We start from the raw sequence: 17,287 nt of genomic DNA on the forward strand, positions 1-17,287 counted from the left end.
TAAGACAATGGATGATAATTGGTTTGTCTGGTTCATACTCGGCCCTTTCGTATTTTCATTGATGTTTGCAGGGCCTTTGCTCGGTTTGCTCATCGCCGCTTTCATTCGCTTCACGCTAGGCTTTCGCGGCTGGTTGATCTTTCTAAGTGTTCTTTTTATCAGCTTTGTGTACTACTTGTTTATTGTTCCCTCTGACACGATGCTAGGTGAACTGTTTGTCATGAAGGTTGCCATGGCGGTCCATACAGCTATCGTGACGATCCTGATCATATGGGGCATCGAAAAAATCATCCAGCTCGTAAACAAAAAACGAAACACCCAAAAGCCCATGGATAAATAACTGGGCACATACGCAAATTGCGTCACAGCACGTTTTTCGAGTAGAATAAAAGGAAGGAGAATGATTGTCTGGAGGGTATTCAAATGGATATTTTTGATAATAAAAAAGGCGGCTTTACCATTATGAGTGGAAAAACCGATGTACACGGAGGTTTTGGTCAAGGTGTACTCGACCTGAATGCTGTGTCCTCGGTCATTATCGATGGGGACGAAGCGTACATTGACATGGGTGCCTTGCATGCCAAAAGTTCTGTAGAAAAGGGCATCAAATGGACGATGAATAAAGAAGAAGTACCAAATGGAAAGCCTTATTGGCTCGTTTGGGTAACAGTCGATCGCAATGAAGCTGGTCCTTATTATGCAGGGGCAACCGCGTGCTATATGGAAATCGATAGGGAAGCGCGTCGGGGCTACAAAATTTTGGCAGATCACGTGAATCGCATGGATTACTCCATGAAGAGACGTATTATGCTGTCCGATCTATCCGAGAAGGAAAAAGCCGCTCTGAAAAAGCTTTTGATTGATAATAACGCGGATATGTTTGAGAATTCCACTGAGGAATTAAAGCAAAATTTGTCCTAAAGTTGGAAATCGTGAACGGTCTGTGAACAAATCGTGAAATCAATTGTTCACACAATTGAAGTCAGGTAAACTTATTTCCATATCTGTGTACATGTACACTAGGTCAACAAACAGGGAGAGAGCCGTCACTCTTTCCCTGTTTGTGTATATAATTTCTTTGATTGATCATAGTTTTTGGGATATCGCGGAACACTAATGAGGATTGAACCAAACTGTTTTGACGGAAGGGGCGGTACCCATTGGGAGAAGATCTCCGTGGTAATGAACAATCGCATGATCATTTTGTGAAGCACGGTGGCGTCCATTTCCGCACACACGTGACTCCGACCGAGATAAACAACTTTGTGCGCAAGCTCCCTGCTGGAAAAAGGGACAGCTTGTTTGAAGTACTGGAACAGCTTGATCATGCCGGTCTGATTACGATCGTCAACGACCATGTTTTTGCCGATGGAGATGGAGTTGTGGGCGGCGGGGACAATCAGAGCACGCAAGGATAATAGGCATACCAAAAAGGACGTACTCGATGAAGAGGAACGTCCTTTTTTTCTTTATTGATTCGGTTTCCACCAACTGCCCATACGCTGCCAGAAGGTCGAAGAATCTGGCGGTTTTAAAGGTGTCGGTGTTTCATTCTTCGGGATGTGATCCGTGCAGTAATCTTGAGGCTCTGTTCCGCTGGCGAAATAAAAGAGCTGTGGATTCGGACAATGCTCGGTCGCCAGTTTTCCAGAAGCGGGATCGATATAGACAGAAACAACACCAGCTGGCATGTCAAAGAGTGCAGGGGGCTGACCTTTGAGCGCACTTTCCATGAACTGGGCCCAGATTTTTTTGGACAGATAGCCTTCCTTTACGTCATCGACCTTTTGGTTTTTGTCGTAACCCACCCATACGGTCGAAACCAGCTGCGGAGTGAATCCGCTCAGCCAAGCGTCATAATCCGTAGAACCTGTTTTCCCTGCTACAGGTCGGTTCATTTCACCAGCAACGCGATATCCGGTACCACCTTGTTCAAAAACACTTTGCATCATATTCACTAAGAGAGCAGACGCGACAGGATCGGCTACCTGTGTTTTCTCTGGTTTTTCTTCGACTAAAATGTTGCCCTCGCTGTCCTCGATAGAGGTAATGGCAATAGGCTTCACTGCCTGTCCCTTGTTGACGATTGCTGCATAAGCTGCGTTTAACTCTAAGGGAGAGACAGGTGAAGTTCCAAGTGCCAGAGAGGGAACTGCTTGCATCGAGCTGGAGATGCCTAATTGCTTTGCCTGATCGACTACTTTTTGCGGCCCGAGAAAATCAATGGTCTTGACGGCATAAATGTTGTCGGAGGTTTTGATTGCTTCACGCATGTTGATCAGTGCGTTTGGATATTTTCCACCAAAATTGCCGGGGATGTACTGCTTATTGTTATCGTAGGTAAAAACGGTCGGTTCGCTCTTCATCAAAGTGAGCGGTGTATAGCCGTTTTGCAAGGCTGACAAATACATGATCGGCTTGAAGGAGGAACCGGGCTGCCTCTTGCCAAGCACGCGATTGAACTGACTCACCTTGTAGTCACGTCCACCTACCATTGCTTTGATATAGCCGGTAGCAGGGTCCATGGCGACAAGGGCTACCTGCAAATTCGTATTGTTCTTCGGTAAGACGGAGGCGACAATATCCTCGGCCTTTTTTTGTACGACTGGATCAAGGGTCGTATGGATTTTCAGACCGCCATGAATAAATTTTTCTTCGTCAATGCCGTATTTATTTTTGACCAAATTGGCGATGTAATCGCGAAAATAAGGTGCTGGCTCAGTTACATTCTCGTTTGTCCGCTGTTTCAGGTTGATTGGTTCCGCGTAGGCTTTCTCTACTTCCTTCGATGTCAGTAGATTGTCACGCTCCATGGCATTCAAAATGAGCTTTTGTCTGGCTTTGGCGCGTTCCAAATCGACAAATGGTGAATAATAAGTAGGACCCTTAGGGATGCCTGCCAGCATGGCGCTCTCTGCGACCGTCAAATCTTTGGCGTCCTTGCCGAAATAGGTTTGGGCAGCAGCTTGTACGCCATAAGCTGAATGACCATAATAAATCTGGTTCACGTACATTTCTAATATTTCATCCTTGCTGTAATTCAGTTCAAGCTGAATCGAAAGCAAGGCTTCTTTGATTTTTCGCTCCCATGTTTTGTCCAAGCTGAGGTACAGATTTCTTGCCAATTGTTGAGTGATGGTGCTGGCACCTTGACGCTTGTCCATGTTAATGACATCGACATAAGCGGCCATAGCTAATCTTTTCCAATCAAAACCGAAATGTTCGCGGAACGAACGGTCCTCGATCGCAATGGTCGCATCAAGCAATGCGGGTGAAATTTCTGCAAGTGGCACAGAAATCCGGTTCTCGCCACGGTGCATCGTATCCAAAACCTCTCCATCGGAAGCGTAAATCGTTGTGGTTTGCTTCACAAACGTTTCCGGGAGTGGTTGTGAGCGTAAGTACAAAATGAGTAGCAAGATGGCAAAAGAGAAACATAATAGGCTGAGAATGGTAAATTTTACAAATTTCTTAGCCCAACGCAAATAGCGCAGCAATGGGGCTTCGCGAATGACTTCCATGTGTGCCTCTCCTCCTTTCTGCGGTTGAATCAATAAAATAGGACATACTACGTTACTAGTAGTATGGGTTGCTTGCAAGCTGGTTAAACTTTCCTCGTTAGAAAAATATCTTGCAATTTGGAAGACAGCTACTATAATTTTCTTGTTATATTGTATTTTCATGCGGTTAATTGAAGGAGGTTACATAGCCATGAATATGGAATTGTGGTACACCGAAAAACAGACGGAAAATCACGGGATAACAACGAAAATTACAGAGACCCTATACAGTGAGAAATCCGAGTTTCAACAAATCGACGTAATTAATACGAAGCAGTTTGGTCGCATGTTAGTGCTCGACGGCATGGTTATGACTACCGATGTCGATGAGTTTGTCTACCATGAAATGATTTCTCATATCGCGTTGAATACGCATCCAAACCCGAAAAAGGTTCTGGTTGTGGGCGGCGGCGATGGCGGTGCTATTCGTGAAATCGTAAAGCACGCGTCTGTAGAAAAAGCAGTTCTGGCTGAAATCGACGGTGGCGTCATTGAGTCTTGCAAAAAATATTTCCCTGAGATTGCGAGTGCATTGACAGGCAATCCGCGTGTAGATGTACAAGTAATCGATGGTATTAAACATATTCATGACCACAAAGGTGAGTATGATGTGATCATGGTTGACTCTACAGAGCCAGTTGGCCCGGCTGTAGGTTTGTTCGAAAAAGGTTTCTACCAAGGCATTCACGATGCTTTGAAACCAGACGGTATCATGGTTGCTCAAACGGAATCTCCTTGGTTCAACCGTGAACTGATCAAGCGCGTGTTCAAAGACTTGAAATCGATCTTCCCGGTTACTCGTCTCTACACTTGCAGCATCCCTACTTATCCATCCGGACTGTGGAGCTTCACCATCGCTTCCAAGCAACACGATCCGTTGGAAGTAGATCCAGCGAAAATCAAAGATTTGGGCACTAAATACTACAATGCGGAAGTTCACCACGCTGCTTTCAAACTGCCTAACTTTGTGGCTGAGCTGACCCGCGACTAATCGGGGGAGAACTACACCTATGCGTTTTGACGAAGCATACTCTGGAAATGTCTTTATCCGTAGTCACGGGAATTACGAAGAAAGCCAAGCGGTTATTTACGGTATGCCGATGGACTGGACAGTGAGCTTCCGTCCGGGCTCTCGTTTTGGCCCTTCTCGTATTCGTGAGGTTTCCGTTGGTCTGGAAGAGTACAGCCCGTACTTGGACAGGCTGTTGGAAGACATCAAATACTTTGATGCTGGCGATATTCCCCTTCCTTTCGGAAACGTGGAAGGTAGCCTGGATGCGATCCGTACATTCGTGGCAAAAGTATTGGCAGATGGCAAATTCCCATTGGGTCTGGGCGGAGAGCACTTGGTTTCCTGGCCAGTATTCCAAGCGGTTTATGAAAAGTACAAGGATATGGTCGTATTCCACTTTGACGCGCATACAGACCTGCGTGACAACTACGAGGGATACGAATACTCTCACTCCACTCCGATCAAAAAGGTATGCAACCTGATCGGCGGTAAAAATGTATATTCGTTCGGAATCCGCAGCGGGATGAAGGACGAGTTTGAGTGGGCAAAAGAAAACATGCATCTGTATAAATACGATGTACTGGAGCCAGTGAAGCAAGTGCTGCCTACCATCGGCAACCGTCCGATCTACCTGACGATTGACATCGATGTATTGGACCCTGCGCACGCTCCAGGAACAGGTACAACAGAAGCAGGTGGCATCACGTCTCGTGAGCTGCTCGATACCATCCACTTCATGGCAAACAACGGTGCGAATGTCATCGGTTGTGACTTGGTGGAGGTTGCTCCTGTGTATGACCACAGTGAAATGACGCAAATCGCGGCGTCCAAATTCGTTCGCGAGCTGCTCTTGAGCTTTGTAAAATAAGATATCCGCTAAATAAGCCCTCGGTTTTGCAAAAAGACCGGGGGCTTTTCTTATTGGTGGTAGACGTTCAGTTTTATTAATAAACATTTTTGTTTGCAAAGTATGTAATTGTCAGTACAATCATAATAGTGAGATGATTTAGTTCGACGGAGGTTTTCTTACAAAGGAGTTGTTTGCATGAGAGAAGTATTTGCCTACGCACCATTTCGAAAGCTGTTCTTTTCCAATCTATTCTCCGGCTTTGGGCAAGGCATGACGATGATCGGGATTGCCTGGTTCCTCGTGGAAACGACAGGCTCTGCTCAACTTTTGGGCTCCACCATGTTTACTTCTGCCGTACTAATGTTTTTCATTGGGCCGTATATCGGGACGCTCATCGATCGATATTCCCGCAAAAAAATGCTGCTGGTAGAAAACTTGATCGGATTTAGCGTACTTGGCATGCTTGCGATCTGGGGCTTTTTCGGAGAGTACACCGAATGGATGCTGATTGTTATCTATTTGACGACGACCTTTATGTACCAAATTCATTACCCGACGCAGTCCGCACTGGTTCAGGAGACATTTGAGCCCAAGCACTACAACAGCATCAACAGTCTGCTCGAGATCGAAGGACAGACTGCATCCGTTCTTGCTGGCGCGTTTGCGGGGATTTTGCTTAGCTCCTACGGGCTGCATGTGGTGATTATTTTCAATGCGATTACCTACTTGTTCGCCTTTACCTTGCTGTCTAGCATGACGTATACCTTCACGCTGGAAAAAGAAGCGAAGCAAAACCAGGGGGTCGGGTGGACAGAGCAGCTGATGGAAAGCTGGCGGTACATCCGGCAAAAGAAAGGATTCCTGTTGTTTGGGATATCCGCACTCATGCCCTTCATTGCTGTTATGGCGACGAATTTATTGAAGCCTGTTTACATAAGCCAAACGCTGCAGGAGGGTGTCTCGGTTTATTCGCTAGGAGAGGTCACGTATGCAACGGGTGCCGTGGCAGCAGGTTTACTCGTTGCTATCGTCGTTCGCAAGATGGGGCAGCTGGCAGCTATGATCGGCAATACGTTGTTGTTCGCGATTGCCATTGTCGTCATGATTGCTTTACCGTATGGCTGGGCGCTGATTGCGGCGTACACGTTTTACGGGTGGAGTAACGCTTCTGTGCGCTTGATTCGGCAATCGCTCTATATGACAGTTGTGCCGAAGCATCAGATGGGGCGGGTTATGAGCTTTTTCAACTCAATCGGCATGATGATGCGTTTGATCCTTATCGGTTTGTTTACGGCTATGATCGATTACACGGGGGCAGGAGTCGGGTACTTGGTGTTGGCGGGTCTACTGTTGCTTGCGGCGATCGGGATTGCTGCTACCATGAGATACCTGCTGGCGGATGCCAAAGCAGAGGCGGCGGTTGCCACACAGGAGCGATGAAGGGTAGAATGTAGGGATAAATGGGAAGCGAAAGAAAGTGGAGTGTGGAAGCAGCATGCAAGACATACAAGTGAAGTTGACGGCACGGCATCATGTCGAAGGAAACTGGGAAGAAACGACCCACAGCTACGAAGGTAAGAGCGTACAAAAAGCATCCGCGTGGTACTTGACCTACAAAGAGCAGATGGAAGGCGTAGGCGAAGTAAGCACGACATTGAAGCTGACAGATACGTCCATTACGCTGGTTCGTCAGGGCGGGGTTTCAACCAGACAGCAATTCGAAAAAGGAGCCAGCACCCATTCTACCTATCAAAGTCCCTATGGTCCGTTTGCCATGGAGACGCATACGAACAAGCTGCGAATCCGCTACGAAGCAGAGGTTCCTGTACAGGTAGAAATCGCGTACCAGCTATGGATGAATGAGCAGTACGCTGGTGAGCATGAGCTGAAAATAGAGCTAGGAAAATAAGCCGCCCTTTGCAAGGGCGGTTTTTTGCACGTACAATAGGATTACTTGCGGCTGAAGTGAAAGGGGGATACAGCATGTTTGTACTCGCAAATGGACTAATAGCCGGTCTGGGTCTTGCTGCTTTTTTGGCGCTCGGAGATGGTTTGTTTGATACCAATACCTTTCCCGTTTTAATTGATGTCAGCTATGTACCGGGTATGGAAAACCTGCCCTCTATTGTAGAACTATTGATTCATCTGCTGATTAGTGTGATCGTCGCCTTTTTTCTCATGTACTTTTACCCGCGGGAACGAAAAGCCCGATCGGTACGATACTTGCTGTACTGGATGCTCGGTTTTTCTATCGCGTTTTTCCCATTTAGCCTGTTGAGTCAATCTGCGATGAGTTTGACAGCGTTTTTCATCTGGATATTGGGACATCTATTGTATACCGCAATGCTTGCCATTCAGGTAGGGCGTAATCGATAACATTGTAAAAGTGCCGAATATTCGGCGAAGTGATGATTTTTTGGCAGCATGGATGGAAGGAAGGAGTGAAAGCCAGAATGCCGTTGTCAGATACGGTAGAAATGTTGCAGGCGATCTTGGGTGCTATCGATGAAGGAATTCACGTTGTGGACGCAAATGGCATTACGATTTTCTACAATCACGTCGCAGCCAAGCTCGATGGGCTGACCTCAGAAGAGGTGTTGGGGAAGCCATTGTTGGAGGTTTTTCCTTCGCTTGATCGACAGTCGAGTACCCTGCTTCGTGTCATCGATAGTGGCGAATCAATCTACAACCAGACACAGACATATAAGAACTGGAAGGGAATGCGTGTGGAGACAATCAACACGACACTTCCGGTGAGAGTAGGCAAACGGTTAGTCGGGGCAGTCGAGGTGGCGAAGGATATCGGCAAGCTAAAAGAACTTTCGGAGCGCTTGGTCGATCTTCAGGCCAAGATTAGCAAGCCGAAACGAACAAAACACTCGGTGGATGAAACGACTTTCCATTTCGAAGATATTTTGACGATGAGTGAAAAAATGAAGCGCCTCAAAGAACGCGCTCGAAAAGCTGCGCGGACAACTTCTCCCGTGTTGATATACGGCGAAACAGGGACGGGAAAAGAACTGTTTGTCCAATCCATTCACCACGCGTCTGTCCGCAGCAGCAAGCCGTTTATCGCGCAAAACTGTGCCGCGCTGCCGGCCGCGCTGCTCGAAAGCTTGCTGTTTGGCACGACAAAAGGAAGCTTCACGGGAGCCGATGATCGGCCAGGGTTATTCGAGCTGGCGGACGGCGGTACTTTATTTCTGGATGAACTGAACAGCATGCCGCTCGATTTACAAGCAAAGCTGCTACGAGTACTCCAAGACGGTCAGATTAGACGGATCGGTGGGAGCCAATCGACCAAAGTGGACGTACGGGTAATCGCCGCAGTCAACGAAGCACCTCAGTCGCTCGTGGAGCGAGGAGTCATGCGAACCGACCTGTATTACCGGATCAACGTCGTCTCTTTTGAGCTGCCGCCACTACGCGAGCGCAGAGAAGATGTGGATATGCTGATTGATCATTTCTTGCAAAAGTTCAACCGGATCTTCGGTATGAATGTGCGTGGAATCAGCAGTGAAGTGGCACGTTTGTTTGCTGCATATGATTGGCCGGGGAACGTACGTGAACTGGAACATGTCATAGAAGCAGCCATGAATATGGTGGAGTCGGACATCATTTTGTTGGATCATCTTCCGGCTCATTTGCTGGAACGCTCACAGTCTGAGAAAGATGAAGCGCCAATTTCGGCACAACTCCTGTCAAAGGAAGGCTTTACGCTGCCCGAGATTTTGCGTGAGGTAGAGGAGAAAGTGATCAAAGATGCGATGCAGCAAACAGACGGCAATGTACTTCGTGCTGCCAAGCTCTTGGGCATCCCAAGACAGACGCTGCAATACAAGCTCTCGCAGCGGATGATCCCTCCCTGTTGAGTGCCGAAAATTCGGCAGACTCGTGAAGGATCAAATGGATAAGAAGCGCTCACGAAACGCTCTATTCCTTATTTTCTAAATCTTTTGATTTGTTGGCATGGCACTTGCATCTCTTGTTGGTTGAGTGAAACGAAGAGGTTCACCATAAGACGAGAGGAGACGGGATGCACATGACAGTAGCGACAAAACGTGATTGGCGTTCGATAGAACTTTGGAAGGATGTCACGGACGAGCAATGGAATGACTGGATGTGGCAGCTTACGCACACCATCAAGACGGTCGATGATTTGAAGCAGGTAATCAACCTGACACCTGAAGAGGAAGAGGGCGTACGTATTTCTACGCAAACGATTCCACTCAACATCACACCGTACTATGCTCATCTGATGGATCCAGACGATCCAAGCGATCCGGTTCGCATGCAGTCTGTACCTTTGTCCTCTGAGATGGTTCGTACAAAATACGACATGGAAGACCCACTCCACGAGGATACGGATTCTCCTGTACCTGGTCTGACACATCGTTATCCAGATCGCGTGCTTTTCCTGGTGACGAACCAATGCTCCATGTATTGCCGTTACTGTACGCGCCGCCGCTTTTCCGGTCAGATCGGCATGGGTGTGCCAAAGAAACAGCTGGATGCCTGTATCGATTACATCCGCTCAAGACCAGAAGTCCGCGATGTACTGCTCTCCGGTGGAGACGGTCTGTTGATCAATGACCGCGTACTGGAATACATCATCAGCAGCCTGCGTGACATCCCGCATGTTGAAATTATTCGGATCGGTACGCGTGCACCTGTTGTTTTCCCGCAGCGCATTACCGAAAACCTTTGCAATATCCTGAAAAAATACCATCCGGTTTGGCTCAATACACACTTTAACCATCCAAAGGAAATTACGCCAGAAGCGAAGCTGGCTTGCGAAATGCTCGCTAATGCTGGTGTTCCGCTCGGCAACCAGGCAGTAATCTTGGCTGGCATTAACGATTGTGCGAATACGATGAAAAAGCTGGTGCAGGACCTGGTGAAAATTCGCGTTCGCCCGTATTACATCTATCAATGCGATCTGTCAGAGGGAATCGGACACTTCCGTGCGCCTGTCAGCAAAGGTATCGAAATCATTGAGCACCTGCGCGGCCATACTTCCGGCTATGCAGTTCCGACCTTTGTAGTAGACGCTCCACACGGCGGAGGAAAAATTCCTGTCAGCCCGAACTACATCATTTCGCAAGCGTCCGATAAAGTTGTCCTGCGCAACTTTGAAGGTGTGATCACCTCGTATCCAGAGCCGAAGCAATACCATGAGCATGATGAAGAAAACTGCGAATACTGCATGGCTGCAAAAGGCAAAGCAGTTGGTATCGCAGCACTCATGCAAGACGAGGTAGACAATCTGGAGCCGACTGATCTGCCGCGCAACAAGCGTATCAAAGCAACGAAGGTCAAATCACTCGCAGATGTGCGGTCGGAGCAAAAGACCAAAAAAGAACAGGTTACTGCCGAGACGAAGGAAGCCTCAGGAAAATAAGCAGGATCAACAGCTACCCGTATGAAGGTAGCTGTTTCTTTTTTCGTAAGAATATTTCCAACTCTACGAAGAGGATGGATGATTCGCAACTTGTGTGATAAGATCGAGTTATGCCAATTATGAGCGGTCGCTCAGTATCGTTTCATTTTTCGAAAAAAATAAACAGACTGACTGAATACTCATTCATTTATTTCCATGATTCTGATAAGATGGAAAAAACGATTTCCACGTCCAAAGACAAACTCACAATAGAGGGGAGTAGAAAACATGCTGGCACTCATTAATTTGATCGCCTTTTTCCTGGTTCTCGCTTACGGGCTATATTTAGCCGGGCATGTCGTGTACAGCAGATACTTGTTCATCAAGCTGGGGAAAAAGCCAGATGTGAAAAATGACTTTGGGGCACGCATCAATCTGATGCTGGACAACGTCATTTTCCACAAGAAGCTGCTGAAGGACAAAAAGAGCGGCGTGATGCACGTCGTGATGTTTTACGGCTTCATCACCCTGCAATTCGGAGCCATCGAGCTGATTATCAAAGGGCTTTCGAAAGGCTACGAGCTTCCTTTTGGTAGCGCTCACAAGTACTTCTCTGTCATCCAGGAGATCACGACGTTTCTCATCTTGGCTGCGGTCGGCTACGCTTTTTACCGCCGCTATATCGAAAAGCTCAAGCGTCTGAAGCGCGGCTTCAAATCAGGGCTCGTCCTCTTGCTGATTTCCTCCCTGATGGCGACCGTGTTGCTCTCGCTCGCTTTTGAACAAATTTGGCTCGGACATGAGCCATCGGCGTTCGCTCCGATCTCATCTGTTTTCGCGATCGTCTTCTCTGCGATTGGGGTAGGGCCAACGGGTGCAGCGGTAGGTTTTTACATTTTCTGGTGGTTGCATCTAATCATCTTGCTCAGCTTTGCGGTGTATGTGCCGCAGTCCAAGCACGCGCATTTGCTGTTTGCGCCTGTCAACGTGTGGTTCAAGAAGTTGGACCCGCCAGGCAAGCTGACCAGCATTAACTTCGAGGACGAGACACAGGAAGAATTCGGTGTCGGCAAGATTGAGGATTTTACACAAACGCAGCTCATCGACCTGTACGCTTGTGTGGAGTGCGGTCGCTGCACGAATATGTGCCCGGCTTCTGGAACGGGAAAAATGCTCTCCCCGATGGATCTGATTACGAAAATGCGCGACCATTTGACCGAAAAAGGTGCGTCGGTGACATCGCGTACGCCATGGATGCCGAGCTTCGCTTTTTCGCAGACGACTGCCAACCAGATTGCGATCCAAGCATCTGAAGTAGCGGCGACAGCGGAAGGAGCAACTGCGGTCTATGAGAAAAGCTTGATCGGCGATGTCATTACCGAGCAGGAGCTGTGGGCTTGTACGACCTGTCGCAACTGTGAAGACCAATGTCCGGTAATGAATGAGCACGTAGATAAAATCATCGATATGCGCCGCTACCTGGTCATGACTGAAGGCAGTATGCCAGCAGAAGCGCAGCGCGCCTTGAACAATATCGAACGTCAGGGTAACCCGTGGGGAATCAACCGTAAAGACCGGACGAAATGGATTGAAGGTCTGAACGGTGAGTACGAGGTGCCAACTGTGAAGCAGGTCGAGGAATTCGAGTACTTGTTCTGGGTAGGCTCGATGGGATCATTTGACTTGCGTAGCCAAAAAATTTCGCAGGCTTTTGTGAAGCTCATGCACGAAGCAGGTGTGAAGTTCGCCATTTTGGGCAACGAGGAAAAGAACTCTGGTGATACGGCTCGCCGCATTGGGAACGAGTTCTTGTTCCAGCAGCTCGCCCAAGAAAATATCGCCTTGTTTGAAGCATATGAAGTCAAAAAAATCGTCACCTGCGACCCGCATGCGTTCAATACGTTTAAGAACGAGTATCCGGAGTTTGGGTTGAATGCAGAGGTGTACCACCACTCCGAGCTGTTGGCGGAGTGGGTGAAGGAAGGCAAATTGAAGCCAACCAAGGAAGTCAAGGAGCGCATCACCTACCACGATTCCTGCTACTTGGGCCGCTACAACGAAATTTACGACAAGCCACGCGTGATCCTCGAAGCCATTCCTGGCGTAGAGGTGGTCGAGATGAAGCGCAGCGGCTGCGACAGTATGTGTTGCGGAGCGGGCGGCGGCTTGATGTGGATGGAGGAACATGAGGGCTCTCGTGTCAACGTTACGCGTACGGAGCAAGCTCTGGAGGTCAAGCCGACGGAAATCGCGAGTGCATGCCCATACTGCCTGACGATGATGAACGATGGAATCAAGACCAAAGAGCAGGAAGATCACGTCAAAACACGCGACGTCGCGGAAATTCTCGCAGACGCCATCTAGGTTCATACCATGCGCAAGTCTCGTGCTGATCAAGCGACGAGGCTTGCGCATTATTTTTTTGCAAAAAAACTGTAAGATAGAGGAGCCAGCTGAATCTAAAGGTGTGGGAAGGGAGTGAGGAAGCTGGAGCTTGCAGAAAAAGGCTTAACCAAAACAAAAGAGGCATTATTTGATGAATTGATCCGGCACTATCTGAAAAAGGTGTTGCGACTCGTGTATTTGATGGTCAAGGACCGCAGCTTGGCAGAGGATATCACACAGGAAGTGTTCCTGTTAGCTTACAAAAACTTGGGGAAATTCCGCCAAGAGAGCTCGATGCAAACATGGGTGTACCGAATCGCCGTCAACGAAGCGAAAAAACACCTGCGCTCGTGGTCGTTCCGTCACCTGTTTTTCAAACCGGAAGTGGACATAGAGGTAGTCGAGGGAGCAGAGTCGACCGTTTTGCAAAATGACCTTCGCGCCCGTTTTGCTCATCTTGTCATGAAGCTGCCGCATAGCTATCGCCAGTTGATTGTTCTTCACTACTACGAAGAGTTGTCCGTCGAGGAGATTGCGGTGATTATGGACACGTCCGCAGGAGCGATTTATACGAAAATGCACCGTGCACGTCAAAAGCTCAAAGCGCTCCTGGAAAAGGAGGGGATCGAATGAACCTGGATAAATTGCTGGAGGAATTCAAGGGAACGGCTGACCGGACACTGTTGCGCGGAATGGACGATACGACTGGCTTGGAGGAGCGGATTCGCATGAATATTGAGAAGAAAGGCAAGAAAAGGTTTCGTTTCATCTACCCTGTAAGCGCAGCACTTGTTGCGGTTGTGCTTGTCATTGGGTTTACCCCTTATCTACTGCAAAAGGAAAGTACGAGTACACATACGCCGAACGGAACGTCTGCCGAGCCAGGGACCCATCAAAAGCCCGATCCAAAGGCTCACCCTGCCTCTGATGATCAGGCGATTATGGAAACGGTGGATGAAATCGTCGGTGCCTTGCGTGTTGGGATGACACAAGATCAAATCAAAGACAAAGTTTCGACGACTTACACAGCCATGGATGATTACGGAGCCGGCGGGGACGATGGTGCAGATGAGTATTGGGGCTATTCGATTTTCGCAAAAGAAGGGTATAAACGAAAAGACTGGGCGATGATCGAGACAGAAAGTCTGTTAAAAAGAGACGTGGGCTTGGAGCTGTTAGTTGGATGGAAGGATAAAAAGCTTCATTGGTATACCGTAAGCTATGTCCAAGGCAAAGACGTCTATCTTCTCAAAATGAACAGCAACGGTACTGTTAATGAGGATGTCGTAGATGTCCCCCAGGATGGCACACAAACACCAGTAGCTACGTCCGTATTTGATTTAAAGCCAGAGGAACAGGATCGTTATTACAATTACATGTATGAGAAAAAAGATGAGCTTTTGCGTGGTTTATCTCCAATCGATGTATGGAAGCTGTATGTGACAGCACAGCAAGAGGGTCAGCTCGAAATGCAGTACGCTTTGCATATCGAGGACGATGGATCAGAGAAGCCAACACTGGAGCAATACTTGGAAGATAGGAAGAAAGATCCGGTTGGAGCACGAAATAGCTGGAAGCAGCTGAAAACGATGCGAGAATTGGCAAGTGACATAACGCTTGAGCAAACGTCTGACAAGGAAGCGGTTGTATGGGTGACCTTCAAGGACAACAGGGATAAGGTTGCATATAAAATGCAGAAAAACAAACAAGGCTTCTGGAAACTAAGCTGGATGGCACAACAATAGCAAGAACAGCCTGACTCTCCCAAAAGTCAGGCTGTTCTTTTTTTCATTATAGATTGACTATTCGTACGGAAGACGGCAAAATAAAAGTATGCAAAATGAACGAACGCTCGATCAATTTAGTTTTTATTGATGTGAAACACCATCCGAATGGAGGTCATTCGATGAAAACAGTCATTGTAGGGGCAGCGCGTACCCCGTTTGGTAAGCTTGGCGGATCTTTGAAAGCGCTATCGGCAGTGGAACTCGGCTCCATTGTAATTAAGGAAGCAGTAGAACGCGCTGGCATTTCCGGCGATCAGGTGGACGAAGTGATCATGGGCATGGTCTTGCAGGCAGGTGCGGGTCAGGTGCCCTCTCGCCAGGCGGCTCGCAAGGCTGGTTTGCCGTGGAATGTAGCGAGTGAGACGATCAACAAAGTATGTGCGTCCGGGATGCGTGCTGTGACGATGGGGGATCAGATCATTCGCGCAGGGGACGGCGAAATTATCGTCGCGGGCGGCATGGAGAGCATGAGCAACGCACCGTATGCATTGCCGGATGCACGTTACGGAATGCGGATGGGAGATGCGACGGTTCGCGATCTCATGATGTACGACGGCCTCACTTGCCCGTTTCATCAAGTGGCGATGGCTGTGCACGGCAGCAATGTGGCGGAAGAGAACGGGATTACGCGTGAAGAGCAGGATGCGTGGGCACTGCGCAGTCAGCAGAGAGCTGCTCAAGCGATGGAAAATGGACTTTTTGCCGAAGAGCTAGTATCGGTTTCCATTCCGCAAAGAAAAGGGGAGCCGCTGCAAGTAATCGTGGATGAAGGACCGCGTCCAGATACCACCGAGGAAGGATTGGCGAAGCTGCCTCCCGTGTACAAAAAGGACGGGACGATCACGGCAGGCAATGCTCCAGGAATCAACGACGGAGCGGCAGCGATGGTGTTGATGTCGGATGCAAAAGCGCAGCAACTGGGTATCAAGCCGCTTGCGACGATTCTTGGTCACGCAGAGGTCGGCGCAGATGCACCTTATATCGCGACAACTCCGGGGCTTGCCATTAACAAGCTCCTAGAGAAGACAGGAGTAGCTCTTTCTGACATCGATTTGTTCGAGGTAAACGAAGCATTTGCCGCGGTGATTTTGACCAGTGGCAAAATCGTTGGCTGGGACGCAGAGAAAGTGAATGTAAACGGGGGAGCGATTGCGTTCGGACACCCGATTGGCGCGAGTGGTGCTCGGATCATTATGCACCTTGCTTATGAATTGAAAAGACGAGGCGGCGGCTTAGGGATCGCGGCAATTTGCAGTGGTGCCGCACAGGGTGACGCCATCTTGATTAAAGTAGAGTAAGGGAGGCCTTTTTGCATGAACGTACAAACGATTATGGTCATCGGGGCAGGACAGATGGGCAGCGGGATTGCCCAAGTAGCGGCACAGGCTGGCTTTCGTGTTTATTTGAACGACGTCCAGCAGGCTTTTGTGGAACGCGGCCTGGCTACGATTACGAAAAACTTGTCGCGCAACGTGGAAAAAGGCAAGCTCAGCGAATCGGAAAAGGAAGAGATTCTTGGTCGTTTGACACTGTCTACTGATCTGGCAGATGCGTCTGACGCAGATTTTGTGGTAGAAGCGGTGACGGAAAACATGGCGGTCAAAACGCAAATCTTTTCCAAGCTGGACGAGGTATGTCCACCGCATACGGTGCTCGCGAGCAATACATCCTCCCTGCCAATTACAGAGATTGCCGCAGTTACGAAGCGGCCGGAAAAAGTAATCGGGATGCATTTTATGAACCCCGTTCCCGTGATGAAGCTGGTTGAGATTATCCGCGGCCTGCAAACAGCCGATGAGGTTTATCAGCTGACAGAAGATTTGTCCAAACAAATGAGCAAGGTGCCTGTGAGCGTAAACGATTTCCCTGGGTTTGTGTCCAATCGGGTACTGATGCCAATGCTGAATGAAGCGATTTATTGTGTGTACGAAGGAGTTGCAACACCGGAAGCGATCGATGAAGTCATGAAGCTGGGTATGAACCATCCGATGGGGCCGCTTCAGTTGGCTGATTTCATCGGGCTGGACACTTGCCTCTACATTATGGAGGTACTGCACGAAGGGTTCGGTGATTCGAAATACCGCCCATGCCCGTTGCTGCGCAAGTACGTCAAAGCAGGATGGCTAGGCAAAAAATCCGGTCGTGGTTTCTACGTGTACAACTAGGCAAGGTAGTTCAAAAAGTCGTCTTTTGATCACGAAGTAGTACTGAAAGTGTATGCGACGTCGAAAGTGGCGTTCACCTTCGAAGTCCGGTGCTCATGTAGTTCTCTACATTCCGCTCCTCCTTCTTCAGGTTCTCGCCACTTTCTCG

General features: G+C 48.5%; 16 protein-coding genes. 15 read left to right on the forward strand and 1 reads right to left on the reverse strand.

Translation table 11 applies throughout. The features are described from left to right. The first annotated feature begins 7 nt into the window (after positions 1 to 7). The 3 genes from ACFVS2_RS29695 to ACFVS2_RS29705 all read left to right on the forward strand — a co-directional run bounded on the left by ACFVS2_RS29695 (position 8) and on the right by ACFVS2_RS29705 (position 1,418). Positions 8 to 340, forward strand: a complete 333-nt coding sequence (locus ACFVS2_RS29695) for a hypothetical protein (protein WP_390239963.1) — start codon at positions 8 to 10, stop codon at positions 338 to 340. Between the two features lie 83 nt (positions 341 to 423). Further along, complete coding sequence (locus tag ACFVS2_RS29700) at positions 424 to 921, forward strand: YwhD family protein (protein ID WP_069851084.1); 498 nt, start codon at positions 424 to 426, stop codon at positions 919 to 921. A 239-nt stretch (positions 922 to 1,160) separates the two neighbouring features. Next, the gene (locus ACFVS2_RS29705) at positions 1,161 to 1,418 is read left to right on the forward strand and encodes a hypothetical protein (RefSeq protein WP_048035133.1); all 258 of its coding nucleotides are present in this window, start codon (positions 1,161 to 1,163) and stop codon (positions 1,416 to 1,418) included. A gap of 51 nt (positions 1,419 to 1,469) precedes the next feature. Here the strand turns inward: ACFVS2_RS29705 and ACFVS2_RS29710 are convergent, their stop codons facing one another. After that, complete coding sequence (locus ACFVS2_RS29710; protein ID WP_390239966.1) at positions 1,470 to 3,521, reverse strand: transglycosylase domain-containing protein; 2,052 nt, start codon at positions 3,519 to 3,521, stop codon at positions 1,470 to 1,472. Positions 3,522 to 3,717: 196 nt separating this feature from the next. Here ACFVS2_RS29710 and speE point away from each other — a divergent pair, with 196 nt between their 5' ends. The 12 genes from speE (at position 3,718) to ACFVS2_RS29770 (ending at position 17,139) form a co-directional block, all read left to right on the forward strand. After that, positions 3,718 to 4,551: a polyamine aminopropyltransferase gene (gene speE, locus ACFVS2_RS29715; RefSeq protein ID WP_026043396.1), complete on the forward strand. Its 834-nt coding sequence runs from the start codon at positions 3,718 to 3,720 to the stop codon at positions 4,549 to 4,551. Positions 4,552 to 4,570: 19 nt separating this feature from the next. Next, positions 4,571 to 5,440, forward strand: coding sequence for an agmatinase (gene speB, locus ACFVS2_RS29720; protein ID WP_390239968.1), 870 nt, complete (start codon positions 4,571 to 4,573; stop codon positions 5,438 to 5,440). A gap of 177 nt (positions 5,441 to 5,617) precedes the next feature. Beyond that, a complete protein-coding gene (locus ACFVS2_RS29725) occupies positions 5,618 to 6,862 on the forward strand; it encodes an MFS transporter (protein WP_007724779.1) in 1,245 nt (414 codons plus the stop codon). Between the two features lie 55 nt (positions 6,863 to 6,917). After that, positions 6,918 to 7,331: a YwiB family protein gene (locus ACFVS2_RS29730; protein WP_390239970.1), complete on the forward strand. Its 414-nt coding sequence runs from the start codon at positions 6,918 to 6,920 to the stop codon at positions 7,329 to 7,331. Between the two features lie 74 nt (positions 7,332 to 7,405). Continuing rightward, a complete protein-coding gene (locus tag ACFVS2_RS29735) occupies positions 7,406 to 7,798 on the forward strand; it encodes a hypothetical protein (RefSeq protein WP_390239972.1) in 393 nt (130 codons plus the stop codon). Between the two features lie 77 nt (positions 7,799 to 7,875). Beyond that, positions 7,876 to 9,294: a sigma-54 interaction domain-containing protein gene (locus ACFVS2_RS29740; RefSeq protein WP_390239974.1), complete on the forward strand. Its 1,419-nt coding sequence runs from the start codon at positions 7,876 to 7,878 to the stop codon at positions 9,292 to 9,294. Between the two features lie 164 nt (positions 9,295 to 9,458). Next, on the forward strand, positions 9,459 to 10,823 hold the full coding sequence (kamA, locus tag ACFVS2_RS29745) for a lysine 2,3-aminomutase (RefSeq protein ID WP_390239976.1): 1,365 nt from the start codon (positions 9,459 to 9,461) through the stop codon (positions 10,821 to 10,823). A gap of 267 nt (positions 10,824 to 11,090) precedes the next feature. After that, positions 11,091 to 13,166 carry a heterodisulfide reductase-related iron-sulfur binding cluster gene (locus tag ACFVS2_RS29750; RefSeq protein WP_390239978.1) on the forward strand — a complete coding sequence of 692 codons (2,076 nt, stop codon included), beginning with the start codon at positions 11,091 to 11,093 and terminating at the stop codon, positions 13,164 to 13,166. Between the two features lie 114 nt (positions 13,167 to 13,280). After that, positions 13,281 to 13,820, forward strand: coding sequence for a sigma-70 family RNA polymerase sigma factor (locus ACFVS2_RS29755; RefSeq protein WP_173623315.1), 540 nt, complete (start codon positions 13,281 to 13,283; stop codon positions 13,818 to 13,820). Beyond that, positions 13,817 to 14,932, forward strand: coding sequence for a hypothetical protein (locus ACFVS2_RS29760; RefSeq protein WP_390239980.1), 1,116 nt, complete (start codon positions 13,817 to 13,819; stop codon positions 14,930 to 14,932). Before ACFVS2_RS29755 ends, ACFVS2_RS29760 begins: the two co-directional genes overlap by 4 nt. A gap of 161 nt (positions 14,933 to 15,093) precedes the next feature. After that, entirely contained in the window at positions 15,094 to 16,272 is a 1,179-nt protein-coding gene (locus ACFVS2_RS29765) for an acetyl-CoA C-acetyltransferase (protein ID WP_390239982.1), read from the forward strand. 15 nt (positions 16,273 to 16,287) lie between these two features. Next, a complete protein-coding gene (locus tag ACFVS2_RS29770; RefSeq protein ID WP_390239984.1) occupies positions 16,288 to 17,139 on the forward strand; it encodes a 3-hydroxybutyryl-CoA dehydrogenase in 852 nt (283 codons plus the stop codon). The last annotated feature ends 148 nt before the right edge of the window (positions 17,140 to 17,287 follow it).

Source organism: Brevibacillus sp. NPDC058079 (assembly GCF_042885155.1).
GTDB lineage: Bacteria > Bacillota > Bacilli > Brevibacillales > Brevibacillaceae > Brevibacillus.

Bases quoted from the DNA above. Each gene is read 5' to 3' on its own strand.
- ACFVS2_RS29695 (WP_390239963.1), top strand. From the start codon at position 8: ATGGATGATAATTGGTTTGTCTGGTTCATACTCGGCCCTTTCGTATTT.
- ACFVS2_RS29700 (WP_069851084.1), top strand. From the start codon at position 424: ATGGATATTTTTGATAATAAAAAAGGCGGCTTTACCATTATGAGTGGA.
- ACFVS2_RS29710 (WP_390239966.1), bottom strand. From the start codon at position 3,521: ATGGAAGTCATTCGCGAAGCCCCATTGCTGCGCTATTTGCGTTGGGCT.
- speE (WP_026043396.1), top strand. From the start codon at position 3,718: ATGGAATTGTGGTACACCGAAAAACAGACGGAAAATCACGGGATAACA.
- speB (WP_390239968.1), top strand. From the start codon at position 4,571: ATGCGTTTTGACGAAGCATACTCTGGAAATGTCTTTATCCGTAGTCAC.
- ACFVS2_RS29725 (WP_007724779.1), top strand. From the start codon at position 5,618: ATGAGAGAAGTATTTGCCTACGCACCATTTCGAAAGCTGTTCTTTTCC.
- ACFVS2_RS29730 (WP_390239970.1), top strand. From the start codon at position 6,918: ATGCAAGACATACAAGTGAAGTTGACGGCACGGCATCATGTCGAAGGA.
- ACFVS2_RS29735 (WP_390239972.1), top strand. From the start codon at position 7,406: ATGTTTGTACTCGCAAATGGACTAATAGCCGGTCTGGGTCTTGCTGCT.
- ACFVS2_RS29740 (WP_390239974.1), top strand. From the start codon at position 7,876: ATGCCGTTGTCAGATACGGTAGAAATGTTGCAGGCGATCTTGGGTGCT.
- kamA (WP_390239976.1), top strand. From the start codon at position 9,459: ATGCACATGACAGTAGCGACAAAACGTGATTGGCGTTCGATAGAACTT.
- ACFVS2_RS29750 (WP_390239978.1), top strand. From the start codon at position 11,091: ATGCTGGCACTCATTAATTTGATCGCCTTTTTCCTGGTTCTCGCTTAC.
- ACFVS2_RS29760 (WP_390239980.1), top strand. From the start codon at position 13,817: ATGAACCTGGATAAATTGCTGGAGGAATTCAAGGGAACGGCTGACCGG.
- ACFVS2_RS29765 (WP_390239982.1), top strand. From the start codon at position 15,094: ATGAAAACAGTCATTGTAGGGGCAGCGCGTACCCCGTTTGGTAAGCTT.
- ACFVS2_RS29770 (WP_390239984.1), top strand. From the start codon at position 16,288: ATGAACGTACAAACGATTATGGTCATCGGGGCAGGACAGATGGGCAGC.